This is a genomic window from Pseudoalteromonas sp. AS84, assembly GCF_038900255.1.
GTDB lineage: Bacteria > Pseudomonadota > Gammaproteobacteria > Enterobacterales > Alteromonadaceae > Pseudoalteromonas.
Map to the genome: position 1 here is coordinate 36,431 of NZ_JBBMQY010000014.1, position 25,433 is coordinate 61,863.

Annotated in this window: 24 protein-coding genes; 15 read left to right on the plus strand and 9 right to left on the minus strand. The window is 39.9% G+C overall.

Annotated features, from left to right (window positions below; translation table 11 throughout):
- Nucleotides 1-15: 15 nt before the first annotated feature.
- From WNY79_RS14190 to WNY79_RS14210, 5 genes are all read left to right on the plus strand, one after another.
- A complete protein-coding gene (locus WNY79_RS14190; RefSeq protein ID WP_039488814.1) occupies nt 16-639 on the plus strand; it encodes a fused MFS/spermidine synthase in 624 nt (207 codons plus the stop codon).
- Nucleotides 632-1,516 (plus strand): fused MFS/spermidine synthase, encoded by an 885-nt coding sequence (locus WNY79_RS14195; RefSeq protein ID WP_342876164.1) that lies wholly within the window; start codon nt 632-634, stop codon nt 1,514-1,516. The genes WNY79_RS14190 and WNY79_RS14195 overlap by 8 nt, the downstream gene beginning before the upstream one ends.
- 133 nt (nt 1,517-1,649) lie before the next feature.
- The gene (locus tag WNY79_RS14200) at nt 1,650-2,117 is read left to right on the plus strand and encodes a MarR family transcriptional regulator (RefSeq protein ID WP_007583567.1); all 468 of its coding nucleotides are present in this window, start codon (nt 1,650-1,652) and stop codon (nt 2,115-2,117) included.
- Nucleotides 2,118-2,125: 8 nt separating this feature from the next.
- Entirely contained in the window at nt 2,126-3,190 is a 1,065-nt protein-coding gene (locus WNY79_RS14205; protein WP_342876165.1) for an HlyD family secretion protein, read from the plus strand.
- Between the two features lie 10 nt (nt 3,191-3,200).
- On the plus strand, nt 3,201-4,250 hold the full coding sequence (locus WNY79_RS14210; RefSeq protein WP_342876166.1) for a DUF2955 domain-containing protein: 1,050 nt from the start codon (nt 3,201-3,203) through the stop codon (nt 4,248-4,250).
- 137 nt (nt 4,251-4,387) lie between these two features.
- On the opposite strand, the gene WNY79_RS14215 is transcribed toward WNY79_RS14210, so the two are convergent.
- Nucleotides 4,388-5,545: a benzoate/H(+) symporter BenE family transporter gene (locus tag WNY79_RS14215; RefSeq protein ID WP_342876167.1), complete on the minus strand. Its 1,158-nt coding sequence runs from the start codon at nt 5,543-5,545 to the stop codon at nt 4,388-4,390.
- Between the two features lie 379 nt (nt 5,546-5,924).
- On the opposite strand from WNY79_RS14215, the gene WNY79_RS14220 reads away from it, so the two are divergent.
- Both WNY79_RS14220 and WNY79_RS14225 read left to right on the plus strand, forming a co-directional pair.
- Nucleotides 5,925-6,629 (plus strand): hypothetical protein, encoded by a 705-nt coding sequence (locus WNY79_RS14220; protein WP_342876168.1) that lies wholly within the window; start codon nt 5,925-5,927, stop codon nt 6,627-6,629.
- 118 nt (nt 6,630-6,747) lie between these two features.
- The gene (locus WNY79_RS14225) at nt 6,748-7,491 is read left to right on the plus strand and encodes a zinc-dependent metalloprotease family protein (RefSeq protein ID WP_007583576.1); all 744 of its coding nucleotides are present in this window, start codon (nt 6,748-6,750) and stop codon (nt 7,489-7,491) included.
- A 92-nt stretch (nt 7,492-7,583) separates the two neighbouring features.
- Here WNY79_RS14225 and WNY79_RS14230 read toward each other — a convergent pair whose 3' ends face one another.
- Entirely contained in the window at nt 7,584-8,804 is a 1,221-nt protein-coding gene (locus tag WNY79_RS14230; protein ID WP_342876169.1) for an ectonucleotide pyrophosphatase/phosphodiesterase, read from the minus strand.
- Between the two features lie 162 nt (nt 8,805-8,966).
- Here WNY79_RS14230 and dgt point away from each other — a divergent pair, with 162 nt between their 5' ends.
- On the plus strand, nt 8,967-10,433 hold the full coding sequence (gene dgt, locus WNY79_RS14235; RefSeq protein WP_342876170.1) for a dGTPase: 1,467 nt from the start codon (nt 8,967-8,969) through the stop codon (nt 10,431-10,433).
- A gap of 83 nt (nt 10,434-10,516) precedes the next feature.
- On the plus strand, nt 10,517-12,199 hold the full coding sequence (locus WNY79_RS14240; RefSeq protein WP_342876171.1) for a cell surface protein: 1,683 nt from the start codon (nt 10,517-10,519) through the stop codon (nt 12,197-12,199).
- A gap of 317 nt (nt 12,200-12,516) precedes the next feature.
- Here the strand turns inward: WNY79_RS14240 and WNY79_RS14245 are convergent, their stop codons facing one another.
- From WNY79_RS14245 to WNY79_RS14255, 3 genes are all read right to left on the minus strand, one after another.
- On the minus strand, nt 12,517-13,395 hold the full coding sequence (locus WNY79_RS14245; RefSeq protein ID WP_076924909.1) for a bile acid:sodium symporter family protein: 879 nt from the start codon (nt 13,393-13,395) through the stop codon (nt 12,517-12,519).
- Between the two features lie 90 nt (nt 13,396-13,485).
- The gene (locus WNY79_RS14250) at nt 13,486-14,067 is read right to left on the minus strand and encodes a uracil-DNA glycosylase family protein (RefSeq protein WP_342876172.1); all 582 of its coding nucleotides are present in this window, start codon (nt 14,065-14,067) and stop codon (nt 13,486-13,488) included.
- Between the two features lie 150 nt (nt 14,068-14,217).
- Entirely contained in the window at nt 14,218-14,574 is a 357-nt protein-coding gene (locus WNY79_RS14255; protein WP_024599448.1) for a VOC family protein, read from the minus strand.
- 224 nt (nt 14,575-14,798) lie between these two features.
- On the opposite strand from WNY79_RS14255, the gene WNY79_RS14260 reads away from it, so the two are divergent.
- The 3 genes from WNY79_RS14260 to WNY79_RS14270 are packed head-to-tail and all read left to right on the plus strand — an operon-like array spanning nt 14,799 to nt 17,070.
- The gene (locus tag WNY79_RS14260; protein ID WP_342876173.1) at nt 14,799-15,140 is read left to right on the plus strand and encodes a hypothetical protein; all 342 of its coding nucleotides are present in this window, start codon (nt 14,799-14,801) and stop codon (nt 15,138-15,140) included.
- Nucleotides 15,137-16,738 carry a PepSY-associated TM helix domain-containing protein gene (locus tag WNY79_RS14265; RefSeq protein ID WP_342876174.1) on the plus strand — a complete coding sequence of 534 codons (1,602 nt, stop codon included), beginning with the start codon at nt 15,137-15,139 and terminating at the stop codon, nt 16,736-16,738. Before WNY79_RS14260 ends, WNY79_RS14265 begins: the two co-directional genes overlap by 4 nt.
- Nucleotides 16,735-17,070 carry a DUF3325 domain-containing protein gene (locus WNY79_RS14270; protein WP_342876175.1) on the plus strand — a complete coding sequence of 112 codons (336 nt, stop codon included), beginning with the start codon at nt 16,735-16,737 and terminating at the stop codon, nt 17,068-17,070. The genes WNY79_RS14265 and WNY79_RS14270 overlap by 4 nt, the downstream gene beginning before the upstream one ends.
- A gap of 488 nt (nt 17,071-17,558) precedes the next feature.
- Here WNY79_RS14270 and WNY79_RS14275 read toward each other — a convergent pair whose 3' ends face one another.
- Nucleotides 17,559-18,089 (minus strand): lipocalin family protein, encoded by a 531-nt coding sequence (locus tag WNY79_RS14275; protein ID WP_024605217.1) that lies wholly within the window; start codon nt 18,087-18,089, stop codon nt 17,559-17,561.
- Between the two features lie 97 nt (nt 18,090-18,186).
- On the opposite strand from WNY79_RS14275, the gene WNY79_RS14280 reads away from it, so the two are divergent.
- From WNY79_RS14280 to WNY79_RS14290, 3 genes are read left to right on the plus strand one after another with little or no spacing between them, the layout of a single operon-like run.
- Complete coding sequence (locus WNY79_RS14280; RefSeq protein ID WP_007376692.1) at nt 18,187-18,642, plus strand: YaiI/YqxD family protein; 456 nt, start codon at nt 18,187-18,189, stop codon at nt 18,640-18,642.
- A gap of 1 nt (nt 18,643) precedes the next feature.
- Nucleotides 18,644-19,207, plus strand: a complete 564-nt coding sequence (locus tag WNY79_RS14285; RefSeq protein ID WP_342876176.1) for a hypothetical protein — start codon at nt 18,644-18,646, stop codon at nt 19,205-19,207.
- A gap of 19 nt (nt 19,208-19,226) precedes the next feature.
- A complete protein-coding gene (locus WNY79_RS14290) occupies nt 19,227-19,619 on the plus strand; it encodes an ACT domain-containing protein (RefSeq protein WP_002959178.1) in 393 nt (130 codons plus the stop codon).
- A 204-nt stretch (nt 19,620-19,823) separates the two neighbouring features.
- Here the strand turns inward: WNY79_RS14290 and WNY79_RS14295 are convergent, their stop codons facing one another.
- The 3 genes from WNY79_RS14295 to WNY79_RS14305 are packed head-to-tail and all read right to left on the minus strand — an operon-like array spanning nt 19,824 to nt 25,403.
- Nucleotides 19,824-20,480 carry a class I SAM-dependent methyltransferase gene (locus tag WNY79_RS14295; RefSeq protein WP_076924901.1) on the minus strand — a complete coding sequence of 219 codons (657 nt, stop codon included), beginning with the start codon at nt 20,478-20,480 and terminating at the stop codon, nt 19,824-19,826.
- Between the two features lie 28 nt (nt 20,481-20,508).
- Complete coding sequence (locus WNY79_RS14300; RefSeq protein WP_342876177.1) at nt 20,509-24,159, minus strand: AAA family ATPase; 3,651 nt, start codon at nt 24,157-24,159, stop codon at nt 20,509-20,511.
- Nucleotides 24,156-25,403, minus strand: a complete 1,248-nt coding sequence (locus tag WNY79_RS14305) for an exonuclease SbcCD subunit D C-terminal domain-containing protein (RefSeq protein ID WP_342876178.1) — start codon at nt 25,401-25,403, stop codon at nt 24,156-24,158. Before WNY79_RS14305 ends, WNY79_RS14300 begins: the two co-directional genes overlap by 4 nt.
- Nucleotides 25,404-25,433 lie beyond the last annotated feature (30 nt).

Below are 25,433 nucleotides of genomic sequence, written 5' to 3' on the forward strand. Positions count from 1 at the left end.
CATAATGATAATTACATGAGCATAAAAACAAACGCGTTAATTTACTTTTTAGCCTTTTGCAGCGGCTTTTGCATAATGGGCATTGAGCTTTTAGGTGGGAGAATTCTTGCCCCCTTTTTTGGCAGTAGCGTGCATATTTGGGGCAGTATAATTACTGTGTTTATGCTTAGTTTATCTTTTGGTTATTTACTTGGCGGTAAACTCAGCACTAAAAATGCATCTCTTACCAAGTATGGTTTAATATTTTTAATTGCCAGCATTATGGTCGTCCCTATTACATTATTTTCGCAGCCTATAATGGAATTTATATTTACCCATATTGAAGATAGCCGCTACGGCTCACTCTTAGCGTCAACTGCTTTATTTTTTATACCTACCGTTATTTTAGGAATGATCTCGCCTTACTCTGTCCGCTTACTGGTAACAGATAGCGATAAAAGCGGTCAAGTGGCAGGTCGTTTATACTTTGTAAGTACGCTTGGCAGCGCTCTGGGTACTATCATTACCTCGTTTTACTTTGTGCTCGCGTTTGATGTAAATACAATTATTAGCGCCTTTGCTTTAACACTTGGGTCACTGGGTTTAGTCGCGATTGTTATTAATACCTTGGCTAACAATAAGGAGCTTGCTCATGCTTAAATATTTGCTACTGCCGTTAATTGTATTTTCAGGTTTTGCGTTTAGTAATGTTATTCATGAAGAACGCTCGCTTTATCGCAATATTATTGTTGAAGAAACGAGAGACTTACGTTGCCTTAAATTTAATACTAAAAGTAGCCAAACAAGCCAAAGTTGCATGTATAAAAGCAATCCCGACAAACTTGTTTTTAATTACACAAAATTGACTTTTGCTAGTTTATTAGTAGCCGACAACCCTAAAAATGTACTTATTATAGGGTTAGGTGGCGGTACGCTTTCTAACGTTATTCATGAGCTATACCCCACTGCAAAAATTCATAATGTTGAAATAGATCCTGCAGTAACTAAAGTTGCACGCGATTACTTTAACTTTATAGAAAACGACTTAGTGACATCAAGCGTGCAAGATGGCCGCATTTTTATAAAGCGCGCCGCAATTAAAAAACAAAAGTACGATTGGATTATTTTAGATGCATTTAACGGCGACTACATTCCGGAGCACTTACTTACTAAAGAGTTTTTTGAAGAAGTACAAAGCGTATTAGGCGATGGCGGTGTTATTGCCGCAAATACGTTTTCAAGTAGTAAACTTTATGAGCATGAGTCGGCAACTTACCACGCTGTATTTGGCGACTTTATAAATGTAAGCCGCGAAAATCGTAGTAACCGTATTATTTTAGCAGGACTTAAATCAACCCCAAGCGAGACGCAAATTAACACGCGTGTAAATGCTCTCGCCCCTAAATTAGTAAAATACGGTATAGACATAAAAGCGATTAGCCAATTTATGCACTTTACTAAAAACGGCCAAGATTGGCCTGCTGATACAAAAGTACTTACCGATCAATACTCCCCCGCTAATTTACTTAACTTTTAAAACCTCTCTAAACCTCTCCATTTTTACAGGTGAGGTTTAGCAAATATTTTGCCACTTCCCTCACTTACATACATTTACTTAGCAAGCTAAGTAATGATAAAATAGTTAGCTTGCTAACTATGTTGGGATGGCTATGCCTACACAAAAACCTTTTCACGAGACGCTCGATTTAACAGTTATCGGTAATATGGGCCGAGTTCATCGCTTATGCCGCGAAGCAGTAACCATTGCTGTTGAGCCTTTGGGGCTTACTCAGTCGCGCTGGACTGCACTAATGCATATAAATATGCGTGGTGAGGGACTAACACAACTTGAACTTGCTAATAGCTTAGGGATAGAAATGCCTTCACTGACTCGTACCCTTAAGCAATTAGAGGAGCAATCGTTAATCGTTCGCCGTGTAGACAAACATGATAAGCGCAGTAAAAGACTCTATTTTACTGAGCAAAGTGATGCCATTTTACATTCATTGCAAGAGACCATTTCCGATATAAAAAATCAGTTATACAGCGGTTTATCTGTTGAGCAGCTCGATGCGATTGCATTTGGTTTGATCAAAATAGAGCAAAACGCCCTTAAATGTATTCAAGTTAATAAGTAAGGCTAAAAATGACACCGGATCAAAAGTTTGCACGCTATGTAAGGTTCTCTCTCATAGGGTTTATCTTAGTATTTATTTACTATTTAGTGGCCGATATGGTTTTGCCTGTGACACCACAGGCACGTGTATACCACCCTGTTGTGCAAATATCACCGCAAATTAGTGGCCGAGTCACTAGTGTGCAAGTTAATAATAACCAATCAGTTAAAGCGGGCGATATATTATTTAGTATCGATGAAGGCCCATATAATTTAGCCAAAGAGCAAGCTCAACTCGCGCTTGATGATGCCAAATTACAAAATAAGCGTCTTGATACCAATGTTAAAGCCCTTGAGGCACAAATAAGTGCTGCAAATGCTAAACAGCATGAGCAAAAACTATTAAAAAGCAGAGGCGAAAAACTCTATACTCAAAAATCTATATCTGAGCAAGAACTTGAAAGCATTCGTGCTAATTTTGAAGCCAGTAAAGCAAATGTTGCAGCCCTAGAAGCGCAGTTAGCTGAAGCGGTTTTAGCTAGAGGTGACTCAGGTAATAAAAATTTAGCTATGCGCCACGCTGCTAATCAGTTAGCGCAGGCTGAACTAAATTTATCCTACACGCAAGTGCGCGCATTAAGTGACGGCGTAGTTGCTAACTTACAACTATTAGACGGCGCGTACGCAGTTGCAGGTAGCCCGTTATTAGCTATTGTCGCTAAAAAAGCCGATTTAGTTGCCGACTTTAGAGAAAAGTCACTCTCAAATATGAAGCAAGGCACTCAAGCGCGCGTCGTATTTGATAGCCGCCCAGGTGAAGTTTACGACGCAATACTTGAAACGTTTGAAGCTGGTGTTAGCAGTGGTCAACTTAGTGCAAATGGTTTACTAAGTACAACAGAAACCAGCAATCGTTGGGTACGCGATGCACAGCGTCAACGCATTCATTTAAAGCTCGTAAATCATCAAGACTTAATAGCAAACATGCCAAGCGGGTCACGTGCAACAGTACAATTATTACCCGAATCAACAATTGGGCAATGGTTTGGCTCTGTACAAATTAGGTTTATTAGCTGGTTACACTACATTTATTAATGGAGACTTTATGACTCAAATTGTTAGCCAAGGGCCACAATTAGACTCTAATGGCCTTCGCCAAGCACTACGCATTGCAGGTGGATGTACCCTTGGATTTACTATTAGTAAATTAATGAACTGGCCTAATGGTATATTTTTTACCGTTTATCCTATGTTGATATTGGGCATGGTACCTACATTAAGTCGTGGGCTAATAAATCAATTTATAGCATCTGCTGCGTTTAGTGCTTTTATCGTGTTGATTATGCAAGGGCTGTTTTCTCACCTGCCCGTTGTTATGACCTTATTGGTGTTTGGTGTTTTCTGCTTTTTATTTCATCAAATGAGCAGCGGCAGCGCCTTTTTATTTGGCGCTTTAGGCGTTGTTAGCCTGTCGATACAGCTACATTTTTCAAGCTACGTTGGCCAAGGCAGCAGCATCTACCCGCTCATTTTAAGTAATGGTCTAGCCATTTTTTTGACCGTTGTTATTGGAGTATTAATGCATGGCCTATTTCCTGATGTAACCGCACGGCCCGGGCGAGTAATGCCAGCTAAAGCAAAAGAAAGTATTCGCCATGAGGTATTGTTATGCGCAACCGTGGCTACGCTCTCTTTTGTGGTTTTTCAGGTTCTTGATTTACAAGACTCAATATCTGCGCAAGCAGCTTCTGTACTCATTTTATTTTCATTGTGCTGGAAAGCCGCGGGTATGGCTGGTTGGCAACGGGCAATAGGAACACTTATAGGATGCAATGCAGCGCTACTATCGCAACTATTTTTGTATAGTCACTCTGATTTTTTACTTTTTCCGATGGCTATTTTATGGATACTTTCGTTTATTTTTGCGCGTTTTCACATTTTAGGCGGAGGCATACCTGGTATTGGTTTTGGTGTGCTGACTACATTTGGTATTTTATTTGGGAACTCACTCGGGCCAGGACAAGACTTAATTTATAGTGCGCTGTATCGGTTTAGTTCAGTATCGGTGGCTATAATATTAAGTCTGTGCGCCGTATATGTTATGCATCATATACTTAATCGGTTTAGTGTAACTCGCCATCATACTTTTGATTAGGTAAATCTTGTTTTGTAAAGCTAAAGGCTGCAATTGCAGCCTTTTTTATAAGCTTAGTTAAACTATTTTAATGATATAAATAAACTATAATTTTGTTTTAAATACTCACCAACGGCTCTTTGTACACAATAAAGCTTTTAGTCTTTCCTGGTGATCATAAGCGTTAACACACCCGCTATAATCCCCCAAAAAGCAGACCCCACTGAGAGCAATGTTAAGTTAGATGCAGTTACTAAAAAAGTGACTATTGCGGCCTCAGTATATTCAGTACTACTAAGAGCTTGCTGCAAACTATTAGCAATGGTGCCAAATAGCGCAATGCCCGCCAAAGCTAAAATCAGCGCCTGGGGTAAACTTGCTACCAAGCCAACTAAAGTAGCCGCGCACAGCGCCATTAAAATATAAAATACGCCAGCCGCTATACTCGCCCAATAACGTTTATCATGGTTTTTATCCGCTTCATTACTCATACAAATAGCAGCAGTAATGGCGGCTAAATTAATAGAGTAGGCTCCAAATGGGGCCGTAAGCATATTTACAAAACCAGTTACATTAAGAGACGCAGATATAGGTGCTTTATATTTGTGCGCCTTTAAAACAGCAATGCCCGGTAAATTTTGCGAGGTCATGGTAACTATGTAAAGTGGTAAACCTATGCTAATGCATGCTTGTAAGTTAAAAACGGGTTCAATATAAGCAAATTCGCTCATTTTCCAGTGCAGTGCGCTGGTATCAATATGACCCATTTGCCAAGCGAGTAATACTCCTATAATAAGCACACTTAACATAGCAAAACGGGCAAAAAAGCGTTTACCAATAAAGTACATAACGACCATTAAGCCAATTACTAAAGGCATGTCATTCATAAAATTAAACACGTCGATACCAAAGGTAACAAGCACGCCGGCCAACATGGCGCATGCAAGCTCACTTGGAATACGGTTCATTATTTTTTCAAACCAGCCCGTCACCCCCGACAAAAAAACGAGCAATGCACTGAGCATAAACGCGCCAATAGCCTCGTTTAAGTTATACCCTTGGGCACTTGAAATAAGTAATGCAGCTCCCGTGGTAGACCACGCAATTAAAACAGGTACTTTGTAATAGTACGATAAGCCAATTGACGTTATACCCATCACTAAACCGAGCATTAAAATCCAACTAGCTACTAAATCGGGCGTGCCACCAAGGGTTATCACTACCTGATAAATCAATGCAATAGAACTCGAAAAACCAATAATTACAGCCACAAGCCCTGCTGTAATTCGGTTAAGTAACTGATCAGACACTTTCATAAATCCCTCGTAATGCCATTTATGCAGCACTCAACATACGTGCCCGATAATTACATTGCAATTAGCGATTAGTTTACAAAGAGTGAAAAAAATTCACTTTTTATTTTTCATTGTAATTAACGTCAAAAAGCCACTTTTAACCATTGTATTTAACTAAACAAACAAGTACCCACAAACGCGCCAAACCCCGCATAAACCCTGCAAAAAACCAATACCAAAAAGAGTGAAAAACATACCAAAAATAAATATCCTTATAGTTTATAAGGGATTATGGAATTCAGAATTAATTCTTTTCGGTTACATTTATTATCTTGATCTAATCCATTTAATAATATAAAAAGTAACAAATAGTTAACCAAAAACACTAAAAGAGAAACAAATGAAGAGATCTGTCGTCTTACTAATTGCTATACCATTATCGGCATTTGCAGTTTATGGGCTATTTTTTAATGCAGATGAAACAGGCGAACCTATCGCGCCTGTTGCTATAGATTTTGTTCCTATTGATTTACAAAAAACACGCAATACACATCCCCCTGCACCTATTGATATGAGTAAAGATCCAATTACCGTTAAATCCATTGTTGCCCCAGACAACAGTTTACCGTTTGAAGAATTTGATGCCGTAAACCGCCTATCCGACAAAGCTAAGCAAGTGCTCATAAACGCAAAAGTTTTACCTACCGACTTGCATAACGAAGCCTACATTGAGTTTGATTTAAATTCTTTGCAGGCGTTAGAAACTGGCGAAAACTTTGATTTAGCTATTCCGCAAACAGCCGAAACATTCACCGCAGAGGTGACTAATGTTGTTGAGTCTGAAAATGGCGACAAGAGCATATTTGGCAAAATAGTAGGTGTTGATGGCCGCATGCATAATACCGTTTTAACGGTAGGTAAAGATGCCGTATATGGCCAATTTACTGCGCCCTCTGGCAATTATGTATTCGAAAGTAAAGGTAAGTACGGATGGATTGCAGCAAAACGCGATTTATATAAAAGCCACATAGAGCATGAAGTAACCGCACCAAAACCCAAATCAGATAAAAGCATCGATATATTTGCACCAAAAATTGATGGCTAACCAAAAAATATAAAAAACTAAAGCCGTACTATAAGGCAGCTTTAGTGTGTCTGCTTTTTATGAGCTCAACCAAGTTAAAAACAAGTTCCAACCACAACAAGAGTAAGGAAATACAATAATGAAAAAAGTAATCACAACAACCGCATTGGCTGCGGCATTATGTGCAGCAAGTGTTGCACAAGCAGAAACCATCGATATCGGTATTTTATATACCGACCAATCAGCTGCTGCAACTAGCAATATTGACACTAAAATAAATCAACTAATTGCTTTTAGTAATCAGGTATATAGCCAAAATGGCGTTGATATAACACTACGCTTAGCTGGCAAACAAAACTTAGGTGACTACGCAGTAACGCCGTCTGAGGATTGGTTAGATTCGGTTACAAATAGCAGCTACGTAGATGGTTTACGCAGCGATTGGAAAGCCGACATGATTGCCGTATTAGGTACTGGCCAAAGTGCTGGCAATGGGCTTATTTCATGTGGTTTAGCATGGGTTGGTCAAGGTACTAATGGCAACCTATACAGCTCTATGAGCAGCCGTATGTACTCAATCACTGCAATTGACTGTGGTGCAACTACATTCGTACACGAACTTGGTCATAACCAAGGTTTAGCGCATTCACGCAAACAAGGTGACACGTCAGGCGGTGTATATGTAGATGGCATGGGTCATGGCGTACAAAATGAGTTTGCAAGTATTATGGCTTACCCGCACGTTTACGGTAGCGCAACTCAGTACGATTACTTCTCTAACCCTGGCTGGAGCGTAAACGGTATTGCATTTGGTATTACAAACCAAGCGCATGCAATTCGCACGGTTACTGCTACAAAAACAAGTATTGCTAACTTTAAATAAGCTGCCCAATAAAAAAGTGGGCTAAAATAGCCCACTTTAAAGTGTTAACATGTTCTTCCCTGCAGAGCGCTTACGCGCTCTTTTAGATTAAACTAATGCACAACCACTTTTTGCTTAATTGCTGGCATTAACGATTTTCCATTGCCATCTACTTTGTTTAACAATTTAAGTCCCATCACTTTTGCAAGTACTGGGTAAATATCAAGGTTATTTACTTCTTTAAGGCTTACACCTTGTTTAAATGCAGGGCCTACAGCAATAAATGATGCTGCCATATCTTCTGTATATGCATAACCGTGAGTCCCTAAATAGGTTGGTTTTTTACCATTGGTAAATACCGCTGGCGCTGTAGTTTGCACCACAATATCGCCGACGCGAGTGCCTTTATTATAATGGTACGCTGCTAATTGCTCGTCTGTTAATACTATATAACGACCGTTTGACGCATCTCGTAAACGTGCTTTATAACCTTCAATATCAGCGTTTTTAGCATCAGGCTGAGTATATATAAGTAAACGTGGGCCCGTATTTTTAACTAAAAAGTTTTCATCTTTAGGTAGTGTGGTTACATCAATGCTTTTATCTGGATCTATACTCGTCATACCGTGATCCGAGACAATAACTAAGTTTACCTCTTGCTCTAATTTACTTAAGCGAGTTTGTAATTGCCCCATTAATTCATCAAGCTGTTTAACTGCATCACGCGTTTGTGGTGCGTCTGGCCCAAATTCATGGCCCATGCTATCAACTAGCGAAAAGTAACTCGCAATAAAACGTGGGCGCTGTGCTTTTGGTAAACTTAACCACTGAATAATTTGATCAACACGGCTCTGGTAATCGCTGTATTTAGAATAGTGATAAAAGTAATCTGGTGTCATGCCGTTAAATAGTGCATCTGACTCAGGCCAAAAATATGTAGCCGATTTAAGTCCCTGCATTTTTGCTAAATTCCAAAGCGGAATACCCTTTACCCATGTGCTATCGCCCAATGCTTTGCCCATGCTGTAACAATCGTTTTTACGCGCTTTATCACAAAAGCTATTATCAACAATGCCATGGTTTACTGGCAGTAAGCCCGTAATAATAGAAATATGATTAGGAAACGTTTTAGTCGGATAAACAGGTATTAGTTTTTGTGCGCGAACACCGCGCTCAGCCATTGCTTTTAAATTTGGCGCGCCGTGTTTTTCAATATAATCCCAACGCAGGCCATCGATTGATACAAGCACCACAGTTTGCTCTTTTGCAGCAAACGCGCTGTTCATTCCTAATATTAGGCAAATTGATACTGCCTTTAAAATCCACTGTTTCATTATAAACACCTATAAATGCACAACAATTACTCAAAAAATTATTTTAAAGCAAGTTGTTACTTTATGATACAAACTGATAGATTAAACCCTGTATATTAAAGACAAATGACTATGTGCTAAAAACTATGCCAGTCATCAATTGTAAAAAGGACAAGTTTAAAGATGACCATAGATTTTAGTAAAAAAATAACGCCAGCACGAATGTACCGCACCACAGCAAACTTACAAATGGCGCTAGAAAGCGACCGAGGACGAATAATAAATAGTGCCGCTATTCGTCGTTTACAGCAAAAAACACAAGTGTTTCCGCTTGAGCGCAACGCTGCGGTACGGTCTCGTCTTACCCATTCGCTTGAAGTTCAACAAGTTGGTCGTTTTATAGTGCAACGTATTTTTGCTAATTTAAGTTACGAGCAACAAAAAGATCACGGCTTAACCGACCTAGAACGCCCCCTAGAAAGCTTAGTAGAAATGGCCTGCCTAATGCACGACATAGGCAACCCGCCATTTGGACATTTTGGCGAAGCGGCTATTAACCACTGGTTTAATAATAACCTAGCAAGTGTAACACCCGAGCGCTGTAAAGAGCCAAACACCGGTATAGGTGTTGTTTTTAAACACCTTGCACTTGATATTTGTAACTTTGAAGGCAACGCTCAAGGCATACGTATAATTCATTCTTTGCAAACGCTTAATTTAACTTATAGCCAAAGCGCCGGTATTTTAAAATACACTCGCCCTGCTGGGCTTGATGTAAAAGACATTCCGCAAAATAAAAACTACTTAATGAAAAAAGTAGGTTACTACTACAGCGAAAAAAACTTTGTTGAGGCACTACAAAAAGAGCTTACTATTGAGCCTTACTGCCGCCATCCCGCAAGTTATATAATGGAAGCCGCTGACGATATTTCTTATTGCCTAGCCGACATAGAAGACGCCGTAGCGAAAGACATAATAAGCACCGAGCTACTGTGCGAAAAACTTAAAAGTAGTTACAAAAAAGTATTAATAAATCTGTTAATCGACGACGCTCAACATCAAAATTTTGTAGACAAAGCCGTAGACTACGCACTAGAGCGTGCACAAGCACAACCGTATAATTTTAATAGTGAATTTTTTATATACCTGCGAGTTGCATTGCTACATCCGCTAGTAAACCACGCCGCAAAACGCTTTATTGAAAACATAGAACCTATTTATCATGGCGACTTTAACCAAGCGCTTTTAGAAGATAGAAGCCACTTGCATGCAGTAACTAAAACACTAAAGCAAGTAGCGCTTGAACATGTATTTTCAAACAAAGAAGTCGAAAAACTAGAGCTGCGAGGGTATCGTATAATTAACGGCTTACTTGACTGTTACAAACCATTACTATTATTAAATAGCGATAACTTTAAACGCGCACTTAATGGCGATTCACGTTTATTAATAGAGTCGCGACTTGTTAAAAAGCTCTCTAAAAAGCACTTAAATAGTTACCAACACGCAATTGATGCGATGCAAGAAGAGCCTGATCATTTTGCGGCATACGAGTTTTATTATCGCTGTAGATTAATCCAAGATTATATAAGCGGTATGACCGACCAATTTGCTTACGATGAATATCGCAGTTTGATGGTCATTGATTAGTTGTACTTAAGTTAACTTGCTCTAGATAATTTTCAATTTTGCGCTTAAAATCAAACTATTAATATTTAAGCGCGCATAACTTTATGATATCAAAACTAATTAGATTTACCCTTTGCTTTGCCTTATTTTATAGTGCGCAAAGTGCTGCATACAACGAAGCTATGTGCATTTTAATTAAACAAGAAATGCAGCAAAATAGTAATAACAAAGCGAGTCAAAAATATCGTAAAGCAGCGCGTGATTACAAAAACAACTGTAATAAGCCAAAAGAAATTCAAGCACAACCCAAGCCACAAATAATAAAGCCTGAGCCAGCTATTATTACTCAGCCACAACCTAAAATTGTTGAATCTGCCCCTGTAATTAAACCTACTGAAGAAGCTGTTAAAGAGAGCATCAACGAGCAAACGCTTAATTTAACTGATGATCAAAAACAACAGATTAACGATCAGCTAAATACCAATAGTAACGAAATAGTAATTGATGCAGAGCCAACAAAAACAGCACCCGAGCAAGTAGTTACAGAGCAAAAAAACGAAGCAGCAATAGAACAAATAAAACCGGCGACACCAGAGCAAAGCGTTATAGCTGCGCCTATAAAGGCTACGCCTGAAAAGCCTAAGTCTGTAAAACTAGCTCCAGTGTTAACTAAACCAACGCCAGTAATTGTGCCGCAACCTGTAGCGCAGAGCCCAAGCTCGTTACTTTTACCCACTTTAATACTTGTTATAGTAATACTTATTGGCGCTATGGTAGTCGTGCGCCTGCGCCGTGCAAAACAAAGTAAAACGATGGCAGAACCGAGTATAGCGGCTCCACCTGAAGTTAAATCAGAAAAAATTGCTACGCTAGCGGAACCTGAAACTAAAACAACAAAGCCTGTACAGACAAAAGAGCCAGAGATTGAGCCTGTCGTCATCAACGAAGTAACTCAAAATAATAAATCGGTTGAGAGCAGCGTAGCGACAAATGAAGAGCCTGTAGAGCCTACTAACACAGTACAAAATGCTGATGTAAAAAATACAACAACGCCGATTTCAGATGGGCAGAACAACGTAGTTACTCCATCGCAAGTAAGCGAAACTGAGCTGGCACAAATGGAGCAAGCAGATACTTTAGAGCAAACAAGTACGGCTACGTTTAACGAAGTAAAACAAAAATCTGAGCCTAATACCGCCGAGTTTGAAGCCGCCGCTAAAACAACCTTAGAACGCATTAAAAATGCCAGCAGCTTTAATGAGCCAGAGGTACGCGACTTTGACCCAGATGCAAAGCCAATAAAAAAACAACGTAAGCAATATACAGCGCAAGTAACGGAACCTGCGCCAATAGAAGCCGAACATAACACTATAGAGCCGGTTATTAATACTCCTGAGCCAGTAACAGCGAGTGAGCCGGTTATAGATTTACACGCGCCAGAGCAAATATCTGACGCTCAATCGACTATGTATACAACTGAGCAAGACTTTAAAGAACCAGAAGTGCGTACATTTAACCCAGATGCACCATTACCTGGTGAAAAGCCTATGCCTAAAAAAGAAGACGTAATACCTGAGCAAGCCCAAACAACATCACAAGTTGATGAGCCAGTAAGTGAGCCTAAAAAAGCAGACAGTAACAATCCATTTGCTAACTTATCGTTAGACTCAAGCTGGGATCCTGACTCAACTGAAAAGCCAAAAATAGAAGAGAAAAAACGCGCCCCTAAATCGCAAGCATTAATAGATGCAGAAGAACGCGCTAAAAATATGCAAACCAAAGAGTAAATTTACTGTAGCGCCTTACAAAGTGAGGCGCTGTTTTAGTAACCAAATAATTAACTGCTTTTTCACCCCATATTACTTACACTTTTGTTCTATCCTCAAATGCGCTTTAGTGATTAGAAGCTTTGCTCCTCGCGCGAGCAAGCTCAGCGCATAGCGTAAAATTTCAGCTTGAGAGTCTTTAGTAAGCCTACAACTTGTTGACGCGACGGGTGCAGAGCATATATTTAACTGGTGGTATTTTTAGGCTGGAGTTTACGGCTACGTTATCCGTAGCCTTGAATTAAAGTAACTTGGTCAACATGCCCTAATTAAAAGTCCTAGTTAACAGCCCTAGCGGTACGTTTATTTTTAAGCTTTAACCCGCCAATTAATAGCAGTGGCCCTATAAACATAGCAAGGCCATACACGCCGCCGGTAACTGCATATTCGGGTTTATTCAAAAAGCTAATAGCAATTAATATGGCAAGCGATGCATTTTGAATCCCGACCTCAATAGAAAGCGTCAGCGAATCAGTTAAATTTAATTTTGAACACTTAGCAATTAGCCAACCAACAACCATTGAACCAATATTAAGCGCTATGCACGCCCAAAATACATCGTTAAATGAGCTAACTAATAAATCGCGCTCTTTTATTACTAATGCGGCAATCATCATAAGCATAAAAAACAACGAGAAGCGTCTAAAAAACGGCTCTGTCTTAATGGCAAAATCACTTTTAAAGTGACGTAACCAAATGCCTATAGCAACTGGCACTAAGGTAATAAAAAATAATCCAAGCGATGTTGTTAAAATAGAAAAGCTAGCATCGTCTGCTGGGGCAAACTGACTCATAGCAAAGCCAATAATAAACGGTGTGGTCACTATACTAATTGCGGTAGAGGCAGCAGTTAAACTTACCGAAAGCGCTAAATTAGCTTTAGCAAGCTGGCTTACTACATTTGACATAGTACCGCCTGGGCAGGCAGCTAATATCATTAAACCAATAGCTATAGGCGTTGGTAGGTTAAGTAAATAACACAGCCCTAATGCTAATAAAGGCATTGCTACAAGTTGGCCCATTAAACCCATAACAATGGCAAGCGGGCTTTTAAATAGACGAGTAAAATCGGTTGTTGTGAGCCCAAGACCCATACCAAACATAATAAGTGCAAGAGCGAGCGGAAGTATTACTTCGGTTAATATAGATGCATTCAAGTTAGACAGCCTCGTTTATTATTGTTATTAATTGCAGTATTAGTTTTTAACTGTAACGCCCCTTTACAATAAACCCTAATGCTAGAAGCGTTACTTATTTAAAATAGTAGCAATGCGTTTATCCAGTTCTGGAAGTACATCTTGTTCAAACCATGGGTTCTTTTTAAGCCATATATTATTGCGCGGGCTGGGGTGAGGAAGCACTAAATAGTTTGGCCAATACTCACGCCACGATTTTACTAACTCCGTAAGCGGCATTTTTTTAGTCTCTGGTAAATGATACGCCTGCGCGTATTTACCTAATACTATTGTCAGCTCAATATTTGGTAGTGCAGCCAATAATTGCTCGCGCCATGCTGGGGCGCATTCTTTTCTAGGTGGTAAATCACCCGACTTACCCCTACCCGGATAGCAAAAGCCCATAGGTAAAATGGCTATATTATTAGCATCGTAAAATTCATCACGTGTTAGTCCAAGCCATTCTCGCAGGCGATTCCCACTTGCATCGTTAAACGGCACGCCTGTTTCGTGAACTTTTACCCCAGGTGCTTGGCCTGCAATTAAAATACGTGCATTTGGGTTAAATTGTATTACAGGTCGAGCCCCTAAAGGTAAATGAGGTTCACAGATCACGCATTTACTAACATGGTCTATTAATTGGCGATTACTCATGTTTATTTGGCCTTAAATGCTTAATATTTATCCTAAATGGCCATTTAGGGTAAATGAGTTGGTAAAAAATCGGTTTATTTTATCTGAAACGGCGATTAGTTAGTAAAATCGTGATCTTTAAACTCATTCACGCTACAGGCCTTATAAAACCTATTGTTTTTCTGCCCATACGGCAAATTCATTGCCGCTAGGCTCTGCAAAATGAAACCGGCAACCACCCGGAAATTCAAAAATAGGTTTTAATATTGTGCCACCATGGAGTTGTACTTTTTTATACGTGGCGTGAATGTCGTTACTATAAAAAACCAATAGCGCAGCACCGTTTTGAGTAAGCGATTTAAGCGGTGCATTAAAAAAACCTCCATCAAGCCCTTGGCCACTAAATGCCGTGTATTCTGGGCCGTAGTCAGTAAACTGCCAATTAAATACACAACTAAAAAAAGCTTTAGTTGCAGGTAAATCGCATGCAGGAAACTCAACGTAATTTAGTTTTTCGTGATCGCTCATCGTTATTTCACTCTTTATTTTTAGTCAGTTTATTAACCTTAAGCTTTACATACAGCCTGTGCAATATCATTAAACAATAACAGATCAGTATTTTACTAAGTAAGTAAGCATAACTTACTTAAAAGTTAAATATCACAAATGAGAATAGCTATCTTTTGTATTTGTAACATATATAATAGCGCCTTTGTTTTATCCTCCGCTTTAAATAAAGGGATTAATTAACTATGCAAGCACCTTTGCACAGTGCGCCATACGATAAGGTTAACGTAATTGCGCTTATAGTAAAAAGCGTAAGCTGTTATCGAGCTTTGGTATTTTTACGTTTTTTTATTGCCATAATTGGTGGCTATGCCTTTACCTCTGCAAGTACTGCGTTATTAAGTTTTGTATTGCCAATAGCTAAGCAAGACGCTGTATTGTTTAGTGTTTCAATTAGCATTTTAATTTATGCCGTAGTATTTATTTATGCCTTTAGCGTTAAATCATTAAAAACAGTGTGGATCAGTATTTTACTAAGTATGGGTGTGTTCATTGCGTTGCTTGGGTTACTGAAGGGTTGGGTATGAAAGACAGTTTTTTCAGATCGATGACTTGGTTACACACTTGGGTAGGGTTACTCGTTTGCTGGTTATTATATTTAATATTTTTTGCAGGAACTCTTAGCTTTTTTAGAGACGAAATAACGTTGTGGAATCAACCAGCCATTCATAATGTGCAGGCCCAAACACAGCGTATAGAAGCGCAAAAACAACAAATAATTACCGGATTTGATTACTTAGCTAATCATGGAGCTAACTCATCAAGCTGGCGTATTACATTACCCGAGCCACGCATTCCTTATTTAATTTATGGTTATGCAAAGCCAAAAGAGCCAGGCCAGCGCCGCAGCCAGTTTAAAAACACACAGTTAAACCCTAATACCATGAAAGAGCTTGAGCCCTTTGTAGATACTAAAGGCGGTAACTTTTTTTATCGGTTGCATTATGATTTACATTATATGGATGCAATAACAGCACGCTGGATTGTATGCTTTGCTAGCTTTTTTATGCTGATTGCTATTATATCGGGCGTGGTTATTCATAAGCGTATTTTTAAAGATATGTTTAGCTTTAGGCGTAACAAAGGTAGCCGTACATGGTTAGATGCCCATAATTTAAGCTCAGTGCTTGCCCTGCCTTTTCATTTAATGATTACTTACACAGGCATGATTACGCTCATATTTATGTTGTTTCCCTACCCTGCAAAAGTAACTTACGATAACGGCATGCGTGGCTTTTTTAACGATGTAACCCCTCGCAACACCATGACCGATAAAGCCCAAGGCGAATCACCAATAGTGCCGATTCAAAGGGTTTTAGATCAGGTTTATACTAAGTGGCCTCATGCAGATATTACTCGCGTACAAGTTAACCAACCAAATATGGCAGCTTCAACAATTACCGTATTGGTAAGCGCAGGTAAAACACTACGTGACCAAGCACCACGCTTAATATTTAGTGGTGCTACAGGGCAAATGGTCGCTAAAACTGATGACGAGCTAACTAGTAGCAAAGCGCTTTACGAGTCGCTTAATTCAATGCATACGGGGCGTTTAGCTACGTGGTTGTTACGCTGGTTATATGTCTTAGGCGGTATTGCAGGCTGTGTAATGATTGGCTCTGGCTGTATTATGTGGGCTAAACGAATTCGCGAGCGAACTAAAAACAACGTTAAACCTTCGTTTGGTTTAAAACTAGTTGAAGGGTTAAACCTAGCCACTATTATGGGGCTTCCACTGGCAACGTGTGCATTTTTTATCGCTAACAGACTACTTAGCCCAACGGTCGCAGAGCGCGCCGATAAAGAAATACTCGCGTTCTTTTTAACATGGCTGGCCGTGGCTGTTATTGCCCTTTTAAAACGAGATAGGCTGCAATGGCGAGTTATGGCAGCTATAAATGCTGCTGCATGTTTTAGCGTACCGGTTATTAATGCACTTACAACTAACGGCAATATAGTTAGCTATTTGATGCACAAACAGTGGGCATTATTTACTTTTGATGCACTATTTTTACTGTTTAGTATATTGTTTTTTATACAAACCGAAAAATTACGTACTGCTAAAAACAACTCAAAAATAATCACCCCTAGCCAATCTAATAATCTTAAAAGACAAAAATCATGATTGATTTACTAGGTTTTAGCCTATGTTTGCTCAGTTTTAACTGTTTTGCGCTAGCTAAGTTTAATCACTTTAAGGACGTATTTAACAAACGTCCTACAGAATCCCAACGTAAAAAGCTGTTGCTAGCTGCTTGGATCAGTATTTTACTAAGCTTAGTACTTTGTATAGTTACTCAAGGTGGATATGGAGCATTACTATTTTGCGGCTTTATGAGCCTAAGTATCTTAATTATAATGGTTTTTTATAATTTTTTAGTAGGCTACGTAAAATGGTTTAGTGTTTTAAATGGCGTATTAGTTGTACTAAGTGGGCTATTTTTAGCGTTAAACTAGCCTTAGTTAGTAAAAACGTGATCCGTTACTTTCTCATAGATTAGGGCGTGTTGATCTTTGGTGGGTGAATTTGCAGCAGACTGTTTGGTATTTAGGCAAGGCAGAGCCTATGTAGTGTGGTTATTCCCCATAAATAGGCGATAACGCAGCATAAATACCAAACATGCGCTGCCCTTTGGGTTCTTTCTAGGGACGATTAACTCTTTGTTGCTCGGTTTTTACTTAGCCCACTAGGTTACAAACCTCGCGCCGCGATTTAATCGCCCCTAGATTGAACAGATTTCAATCCACAAAGATCAACACGCCCTAGGCAAAAAAAATGGCAAGCTATATAGCTTGCCAACAATAGGGGATATTCAGTGTTTCCAATACTTGCTGTCTCACGGCAAGTGCACACAATATAGCCATAATATATGTAAGTTACTTTACAGTTAAATTACTATTTTATTACTACTTTAAAAACGTATATAACTAACTGTAAACCCCCTTTACATAGTCTCTTGGTTTACCCAAATTATTTCATCGGTAGCAAAGCCCAACTCTTTAGCTTTAGTTAAAAAGTGTTCTTTAAGCTCTTTGCTAACCGTTGGTGTACGCGACAAAAACCACAAGTAATCTTTGTTGTAACTGGTTATAAATGCATATTGGTAATCGGGTTGGTCAAGTTCAAAAATCACGTAAGCACCATAAAATGGACCAAAAAATGAGACTTTAAAATGCCCTGTGTCGGTGCCCTCAACGAACTTGGCTAATCCTTCGGCGTCATCCCATTTTTTATCATCCGTTAAATACCCTTTGTTAAGGACCTTTACCGTGCCATCGTCGTTAATTGAATACGTAGCGGTAACTTGCTCCATACCTTCTTCGAATGAGTGATTAAGACGCGCTATTTCAAACCATTTGCCTTTATATTTTTGTATATCAAAGTTTTTAACGGGTGTTATTCCCTCAGGAGGGCTGGTGCAAGCACTAAGAAAAAACAACCCTGTAATAAGTAAACCGTATTTAATAGCCTTCATGTAAGCTCCTTTTCGATTATGTAATTTATGCTATTTCATAAGAATAAAATTTGCTATAGGATCATATTAATTCTAAAGCAATAAAAATGACCATAGCATGAAAATTTGGGTAGATGCAGACGCGTGTCCTGTTGTTATAAAAGAAATACTTTTTAGAGCTGCAGAGCGTATGAAAATCGAGACTATTTTAGTGGCCAATCACGCAATGCGTATTCCGCCCTCAAAATATATAAGCCGCGTTCAAGTATCGTCAGGGTTTGATGTAGCCGACGACGAAATAGTAAAACGTATTGAAAAAGGCGATTTAGTTATTACGGGCGATATTCCGCTAGCAAGTGAAGTAATTGATAACGGCGGGCAAGCGCTCAATCCGCGTGGCGAGCTTTATACCACCGAGAATATCCGTTCAATACTTAACGTGCGCGACTTTATGGATACCATGCGCTCAAGTGGCGTAGAAATGAGTGGTGGGCCGCCTCCACTTAGTCAAACTGATCGCCAAAACTTTGCAAATAACCTCGACCGTATTTTAGCGCAAAACAAGGCTAACTAACTTGAACACACAATTAGTTGGCTTAGGTGATACGCAATTTAGCGTGGCGGTATACGTAGCAAAAGCGCCGCCAATGCCTTTTTTTGAAACACTTGAATGCCTTGAGCCTGTTATAAATGAGCAAATAAATACCATAAACCAGCACTGTGGTAATGGTTGGCGCAAAGTGTTTAACGTATACGCCAAAGTGCTATTTTCCCTACCAAGTGAGCATTACTCATTTGCTAAACAAGCCCCTACTTGGCAGCATTATCGTGATGAGTTTTTACTACAAAAAAGTAGTAAAACCGCCCTGATATTTAGCGTACCTAACACTACTATTACTTGCGCAGATAAAGCTACTAGCAATAAAAACCAGTTACACATAATTCCAGGGCGTACGCACGCTAAAAACTTATTACAACAAGGTCAGTTACATGCACAGTTTGATTGGCTTGACGACGAGTTTGCAATAGACGCTACCAACAACATTATTGTGTGCCCATATTTTGATTACAGGCAACTAAGTAATATAAAAATAGCGAGATTAAGCGAGCTAGTCGCGCAACTAAAAGTCACTAAATAACACATTATAGGGAACGACCATGGCCGGAATTTTAGAGTTAAACGAATTATTAAAATCAATGCAGCCAGCGCTTAAGCAAGGCGAGTATATTTTTTGTTGCTTAGCAGGAAAATTGGCCGATTATGTTCATTTAGAGCCACTTGCCACTTATGTTGAAGAAGAAGGGCTAACCCTTATTTTAAAAGCTGAAACCGCCGATAAAGCAGGTATTACTTACGAGGGTAAATATAATTTAATTACCCTTAACGTACATTCAAGCTTAGAGGCCGTTGGATTAACGGCTGCGGTATCTGCAAAGCTGACTGAGCATGGCATTAGCGCTAATGTGGTAGCTGCGTTTTATCACGACCATATTTTTGTACAAACAGATAAAGCACAAGCCGCGATGAAAGCGCTTGGAGAGATTGGTTAGCTTTGCTGGCACAGATAAAAGCTGAGTAATATTAACATAAGAGCGTCGGGTGGCGCTTCGCTTAACCGACCTACGCATAAAATAAAAGCGTGGTGTATAGAGGTTTATATAAAAACACCGAGTTTGCTCACTCGGTGTTTTTATTGGTGCTAAATAGCGGGTGCTTGTTTAGCGTGTTTGGTGCTGTACAAATTTAATACAAAATCAAACTACATACCCACTAAAACCTAGCGCTTTAAAATACAGCTTCGGAATGCCAAATTTGCACTCATTTAGCAGTTCGCTAAAGCGCATTCTATCAAGCGGGTAAAACTCATTTTCCAAGTCGTGCCCTGTTTGTGTTTTACCTGTTTCGGTTAAACCCAATTGCGCGCACGTTGTAAGCTGGGCTTCGCGCTCAAATGAAGTTTCAGGGCGCATTAAATCTGCAATATAAAGGTTGGCGTCTTTTTTAAGGTTTCCTTTAATCGCTTTTAATAACTCTTTTTTATCGCCGTTATCTTGTACAAAATGCATGACTAATAAACATAAAACAGCATCGGCTTTAACCGATAGTTTATCAACTGGGCCATTATGAATATTTACACGGCTTGTTATACCTTGCTCGTCAAATTGCTGCTTTGCGATAGCAAGCATATCGGCTGATGTATCTTGCGCAGTAAATTGCCACGTAGGGTTTAGTGCCGCTAATGCGAGTACTTCTTTGCCGGTGCCTGCCCCTACTACTAAAACATGCGCATTGTCGCTTAGCGTTGCTTGTAGCTGCGCGTTTGTGAGCTGATGTAATAATTCATAACCAGGAACTAAACGGGTTATACGGCTATCGTATTGTGTTGCTTGCTCGCCTGTAAACGTTGGCATTGTATCTCCTTGTTTTCAGTAATGTTGCTTATAAAACTTCAACTGTGGAATATCCACCTGGCTTTTTGGCTACATGCACTTGAGTGGCTACACGCTCGCTCATTTGTGTTACGTGCGATATAACGCCTACTTTTCTGCCTTGTGCTTGCAAAGAATCCAAAGCGTCCATTGCAATGCTTAAGGTTTCGCTGTCTAACGTACCAAACCCTTCGTCAATAAACAAAGAATTGATTTGTACTTTGTTTGACGAAAGCGATGCTAAACCAAGTGCAAGCGCTAGCGATACTAAAAATGACTCCCCGCCTGAGAGTGTATTAACAGAGCGTTGCTCGTCGGCCATGTCGCGATCGATAATCGCAATGTCGAGCGTTTGCGCTATGGCGGTTAATTCGTAGCGTTTGTTGAGTGTTTTTAAATGGCTGTTGGCATAGTGCAGTAATATTTTTAACGTTTGTGTTTGCGCTAAGTTACGCATGGTTTTACCCGTTGCATCACCCAATACTTTATTAAGCAAGTGCCATTGTTCAACCTGCGTTTTAAGCGTAGTTAACTCAGCTTGTTTGCCTTCAAGCGCTTTAGCGTTTTGGTTGTGTTGCTCAATGGCGGTATTGGTTGCCAGTAATGAATTTTGCAGCAGCGTTTGTTGCTCGTTTAAGCTGCTTAATTGTGTACTTAAAATCTCTGCACTTTGCGTTGGTTTATCGCTACTGTTGTGTTTTTCAAGAGTAAGTTGCTGCTGTTTTAATGCGGCATTTGCATCTGTCAGCGCTTGAGTTAACTGCTCGTGCTCGTTTAAATGCGCTTTAATAGTCTCGCTACTAAGTGTTAGTAAAATTTTGACCTGTTCATGCGTTGCATTACTGTATTGCGCTTTAAAGTCAGTAAACCACTGGTTATAGCGTGCCTCAAGCGTTGCTAGTTCTTGGCTGTTTTCAAGTAAGCGTTGCTCAACATTTTTAAGCGTTATAGCGTGCTCATCTCGTTGTTTTATCGCGTCGTCATAGGCTTTTAGACTCGCTTGAACCTGCGATTGCATTTGCTCTTGTGCACTTGTGAGTTTTGCTTGGTAGTCGTCTGCACTTATTTGCTCGTTATTAAATAAAGCTAAGCGCTCACTTTGCGTAGCGTTTAATAGCTCTTTAGCTTTTACAAGCTCTTCATTAAGTGCTTTTAACGATTGCTCGTTGTTACTTATAAGCGGTGTGAGCTGCTTTATTTGCTCATTAGCTGAGTCTTGACGTTTTTGGCTTTGCTCAAGTTGCGTTTGAGTTTGCTGATACAGCGTAACCTGCTCGTGCAGCTGCGTAAGTTCAAGTGTATTGGCCTGTAGTTGCTGCCAAAAATCACTGTTTTCAAATTGGCTATTGAGCGTTGTACCGAGCTCGTTAATTTGCGCACTTAGCTCGCTATGCTTACTCGTTAACTGGTTTTGCTGATGTGTAAGCTCAAGGTGTTTGTTACTAAGTTGCTGCTGTACTTGCTGCTCGGCTTTAAGTGCTGCTTGTAGCTCATTTACTTTAGTTTGCAGTGTACGTTGACGTTTTTGTTGCTCAAAGTATTGCGCTTTTTGCTCCGTTAACTGCTTATAAGTTACTCCAAGCTGATCAGGCGTTAAGTCGTTAAGCTCAGTGCGTGCACCTTGCATGGTATTTTTAATGTCGAGCTGTTTAGCTTTTGCCGCTTGTATTATTTGCTCAAATTGTCCGTGTTCAGCAGTTAATACGGCATGTTGAGTTTGGTGCTTATGCAGCTCGCTTTGTGCATGATCAAATTGGTTTTTAGCTATATTAAAAGCATTTTCAAAATCAGTAATTAAGTTATTTAATTGCTGATTTTGATTTACCGCATACGGGTGCTCAGTAGCGCCGCACACTAAACAAGGCTCATTAGGGCGAAGTTCAGTGCGTAAATGCTCTACATTTTCGCTGGCTCTTAAGCGCGCTTGATTAAGTGCATACTCGCTGCTTTTAAGCGATTGCTCGCTGGTTATTAAATGCTGTTTAAGTAAAGCATGAACTTGCTGGCTTTCATTTAACTGCTGATTAAGTACTTGTTGGCGTTGAGTGCTTTGTTTTAGTTCTGCGTTAAATTGCCCGTAACGCTCGCGCTGCTCTTTTAAGTAATCAATACTTTTTAACTGCGCGTCGCAGTGCTCTGCATTAAATTCGTTAAGCTGAGTATTTAATGCCTGCAAAGTTGATTGCTCACCACTAAGTGCCACCTCGCTCTGCCGCACTTTATTATTTTGCGTATTTAAAAGATCGCTCTGATTTGCAAACTCGCTATTAAGTGCTTGGCTTTGCGCAGCGTTTGCAGTTAATTGCTGCTGTGCATTTAAGTAGGTATTAAAGCTTTGCTGATAGTAGCTCCAGTCTTTTGCTAAAACATGCAGCTGTGCATGCTCATTAAGCCATTGCTGGCTTTTAGTTAAGTCGGTATTAGCAAATTCAAGCTCGCTATTGCTTTGTTTAAACTGTTGTTTGAGCTCATCAAGCTTCGATTGCTCTTTGGTTATTTGTGACTCAGTGCCTTTTACAGCTTGAGTTTGTAAAGCAATGCCGTTGTCGAGCTCTCTTGCTTTAGCTATAACGGGCACTGCATTCTGTTTTTGCTCATTGGCGTTATTAAGCAGCTCGGTATGCTTAGTAAGTGAGGTATTACGCTCGTTAATTACCGCTAAATGATCAACGCTTTTAAGCGATGTTATTTGCTGATCCAACTCCGTATTTTGATCGGTTAACAAATTAAAACGGCTGCGGTTATCTTTAATTTCAAGCGCTTGTTTAGCTTGTTTTGCCTGCTCGCTTTGCTCAACGATACTTTCAAGCGCTGAGCTTGCTTGTTGCTGGGTTTGCTGTGCTTGCAGTAAGTTTTGCTCAAGCACTGTAGCTTGCTGATACCAGTTAAGTGCTTTTTCGGTTTTGGTTAGCTGTTTTTTAGTGTGTTCGGTTTGCGCTTTTAAATCGGTTAACTTGGTTTGTTGTAGTTCAAGTTCTTCCGGTGTTAACAAGGTATAGCTTTCAAGGCCTGCTTTAAGCGCTTCAAGCTTTGCTACTTGCTCTTTATGGCGCTCAAAAATACGCACGCCAATACGGCTAAATTTATCGGTGCCTGTTAAGCACTCTAAAAGCTGCGCTCGCTCATCGCCAGTGGCTTTTAAAAATGCAGCAAACTCATGTTGCGCTAAAAGTACGGCTCGGGAGAACTGCTCAAAGTTAAGCCCTATTTTACTCTCGACTTCTTTTATTGTGTGGCTTTTGTCAGCTATTAAAGTTTCGTCTGGCAGAGTAACTAATGTGTGCTCTGCTACTTTAAGTTTGCCTGTTACTTTTTTATGAGTGCGTGAAACTGTATAGCGCGCGCGATAAAGCTGTTTATCTTGCCCTAAAAAATCGACCTCGGCGTAGCCTTCCCATGTGCCTCTGCGTAGTAAGTTTCGCGCATCATTTAGCTTAATGCTGTCGCCGTTAAACTCAATTAAGTTACCTTTATCGCCGCGTAGCCTCGCTGTTTTTGTGTAAAGGGCTAAACAAATAGCATCTAAAAAGGTACTTTTACCAGCGCCAGTATCGCCTGTGATGGCAAACAATCCTGCATCTTTTAATGGGGCTTTAGTAAAGTCTATTTCAGCGTCAACTATTGAAGCCAAATTATGAATACGAACTGCGGTTATTTTCATAGTTGTTCTTGCTCCGTAAGCTCGTTTATCACATCACTTAAAAGTGCTTTTAGCTCATCGGGTACACTTTGCCCTGCCATGTCTTTATCGTTTGCGAATGCTTGTTCTAATAAGTTAAGCGGGTTGAGCATTTCAACTTCGCTTAAATCTTCAAATACAATGTTATCGTCATTTTGAGTCGATTGTTCACGTACACGTTCAATACCACAAAATTTAATATGCTTGCCATCAAGTGCTTGTTCTATTTGTTCTCTGAAGGTGGTATCGGTATCACTTGATTTAAGCTTTACACGTAAATAAGGCGCTATTGTATTTTGTGATGTATCGAGCGCTTTAATTTGCTCGCATAGTTCGCTTAATGGTACACATTCCCCTTTTGGTAAAATAATTACATCGGCAGAGCGCGGAATGTAAAGGGGGTTTACAGTTGTACTAATATGTTGTTTTTCATCAATAATAAACTCAACAACATTTACTTGGTGCGTGTAGTTACGTTCTGAAAACGACATAGGGATAGGTGTGCCGCTGTATCGAATAACATCACTTTTAGCGACTTGTTGCGCTTTGTGTAAATGCCCAAGGGCGACGTAGTTGGCTTGTTTACCAAATACATTGGCTGAAATAGACTCTTCACCACCTATCACTAAGTTACGCTCAGAATCACTTGAAATGTCCCCGCCTTTTGCGTGTAAATGCCCCATAACTATTAATGGTGAGTTTTGCTCGTTTATATTAGTAGCTTGCTTTAGTGCAATTTCGTAAGCTTTTGAAACACCTTGAGCATAACTAGGGCCACTTTCGGTTTGGCTAAGTAAACTTACATCGCTTGCGCGTATAAATGGCATAGCGACGATTACAGCGCGTTTGCCATTGGTATTTATGGTAATAACAGTTTCGTCGGGTGTTGCGACATCAAAGCGCCCTACTACGTGAGTATCAAACTGTGCAAGTAATGGCTGAGCTGCCAAAATACGATTTGCAGAGTCGTGGTTACCCGCAATAATCACTACGTGTAATAGTGGGCATGCTTTTTTGGCGTCTTTAATAAATTGGTAAAGCTGATTTTCGGCGCTAGCGCTTGGCGTCGCTGTATGATAAATGTCGCCAGCAACTAAAAGTAAGTCTATTTGTTGATCAACAAGAGTGGCTAATAACCATGTAAAAAAAGCTTGATGTTCAACACGCCGATCGTGTTCGTAAAATTGTTGGCCAAGGTGCCAATCTGAGGTGTGGAGGACTTTCATGTCGCGCTCTTAATAAAACCGTAAGAGCGC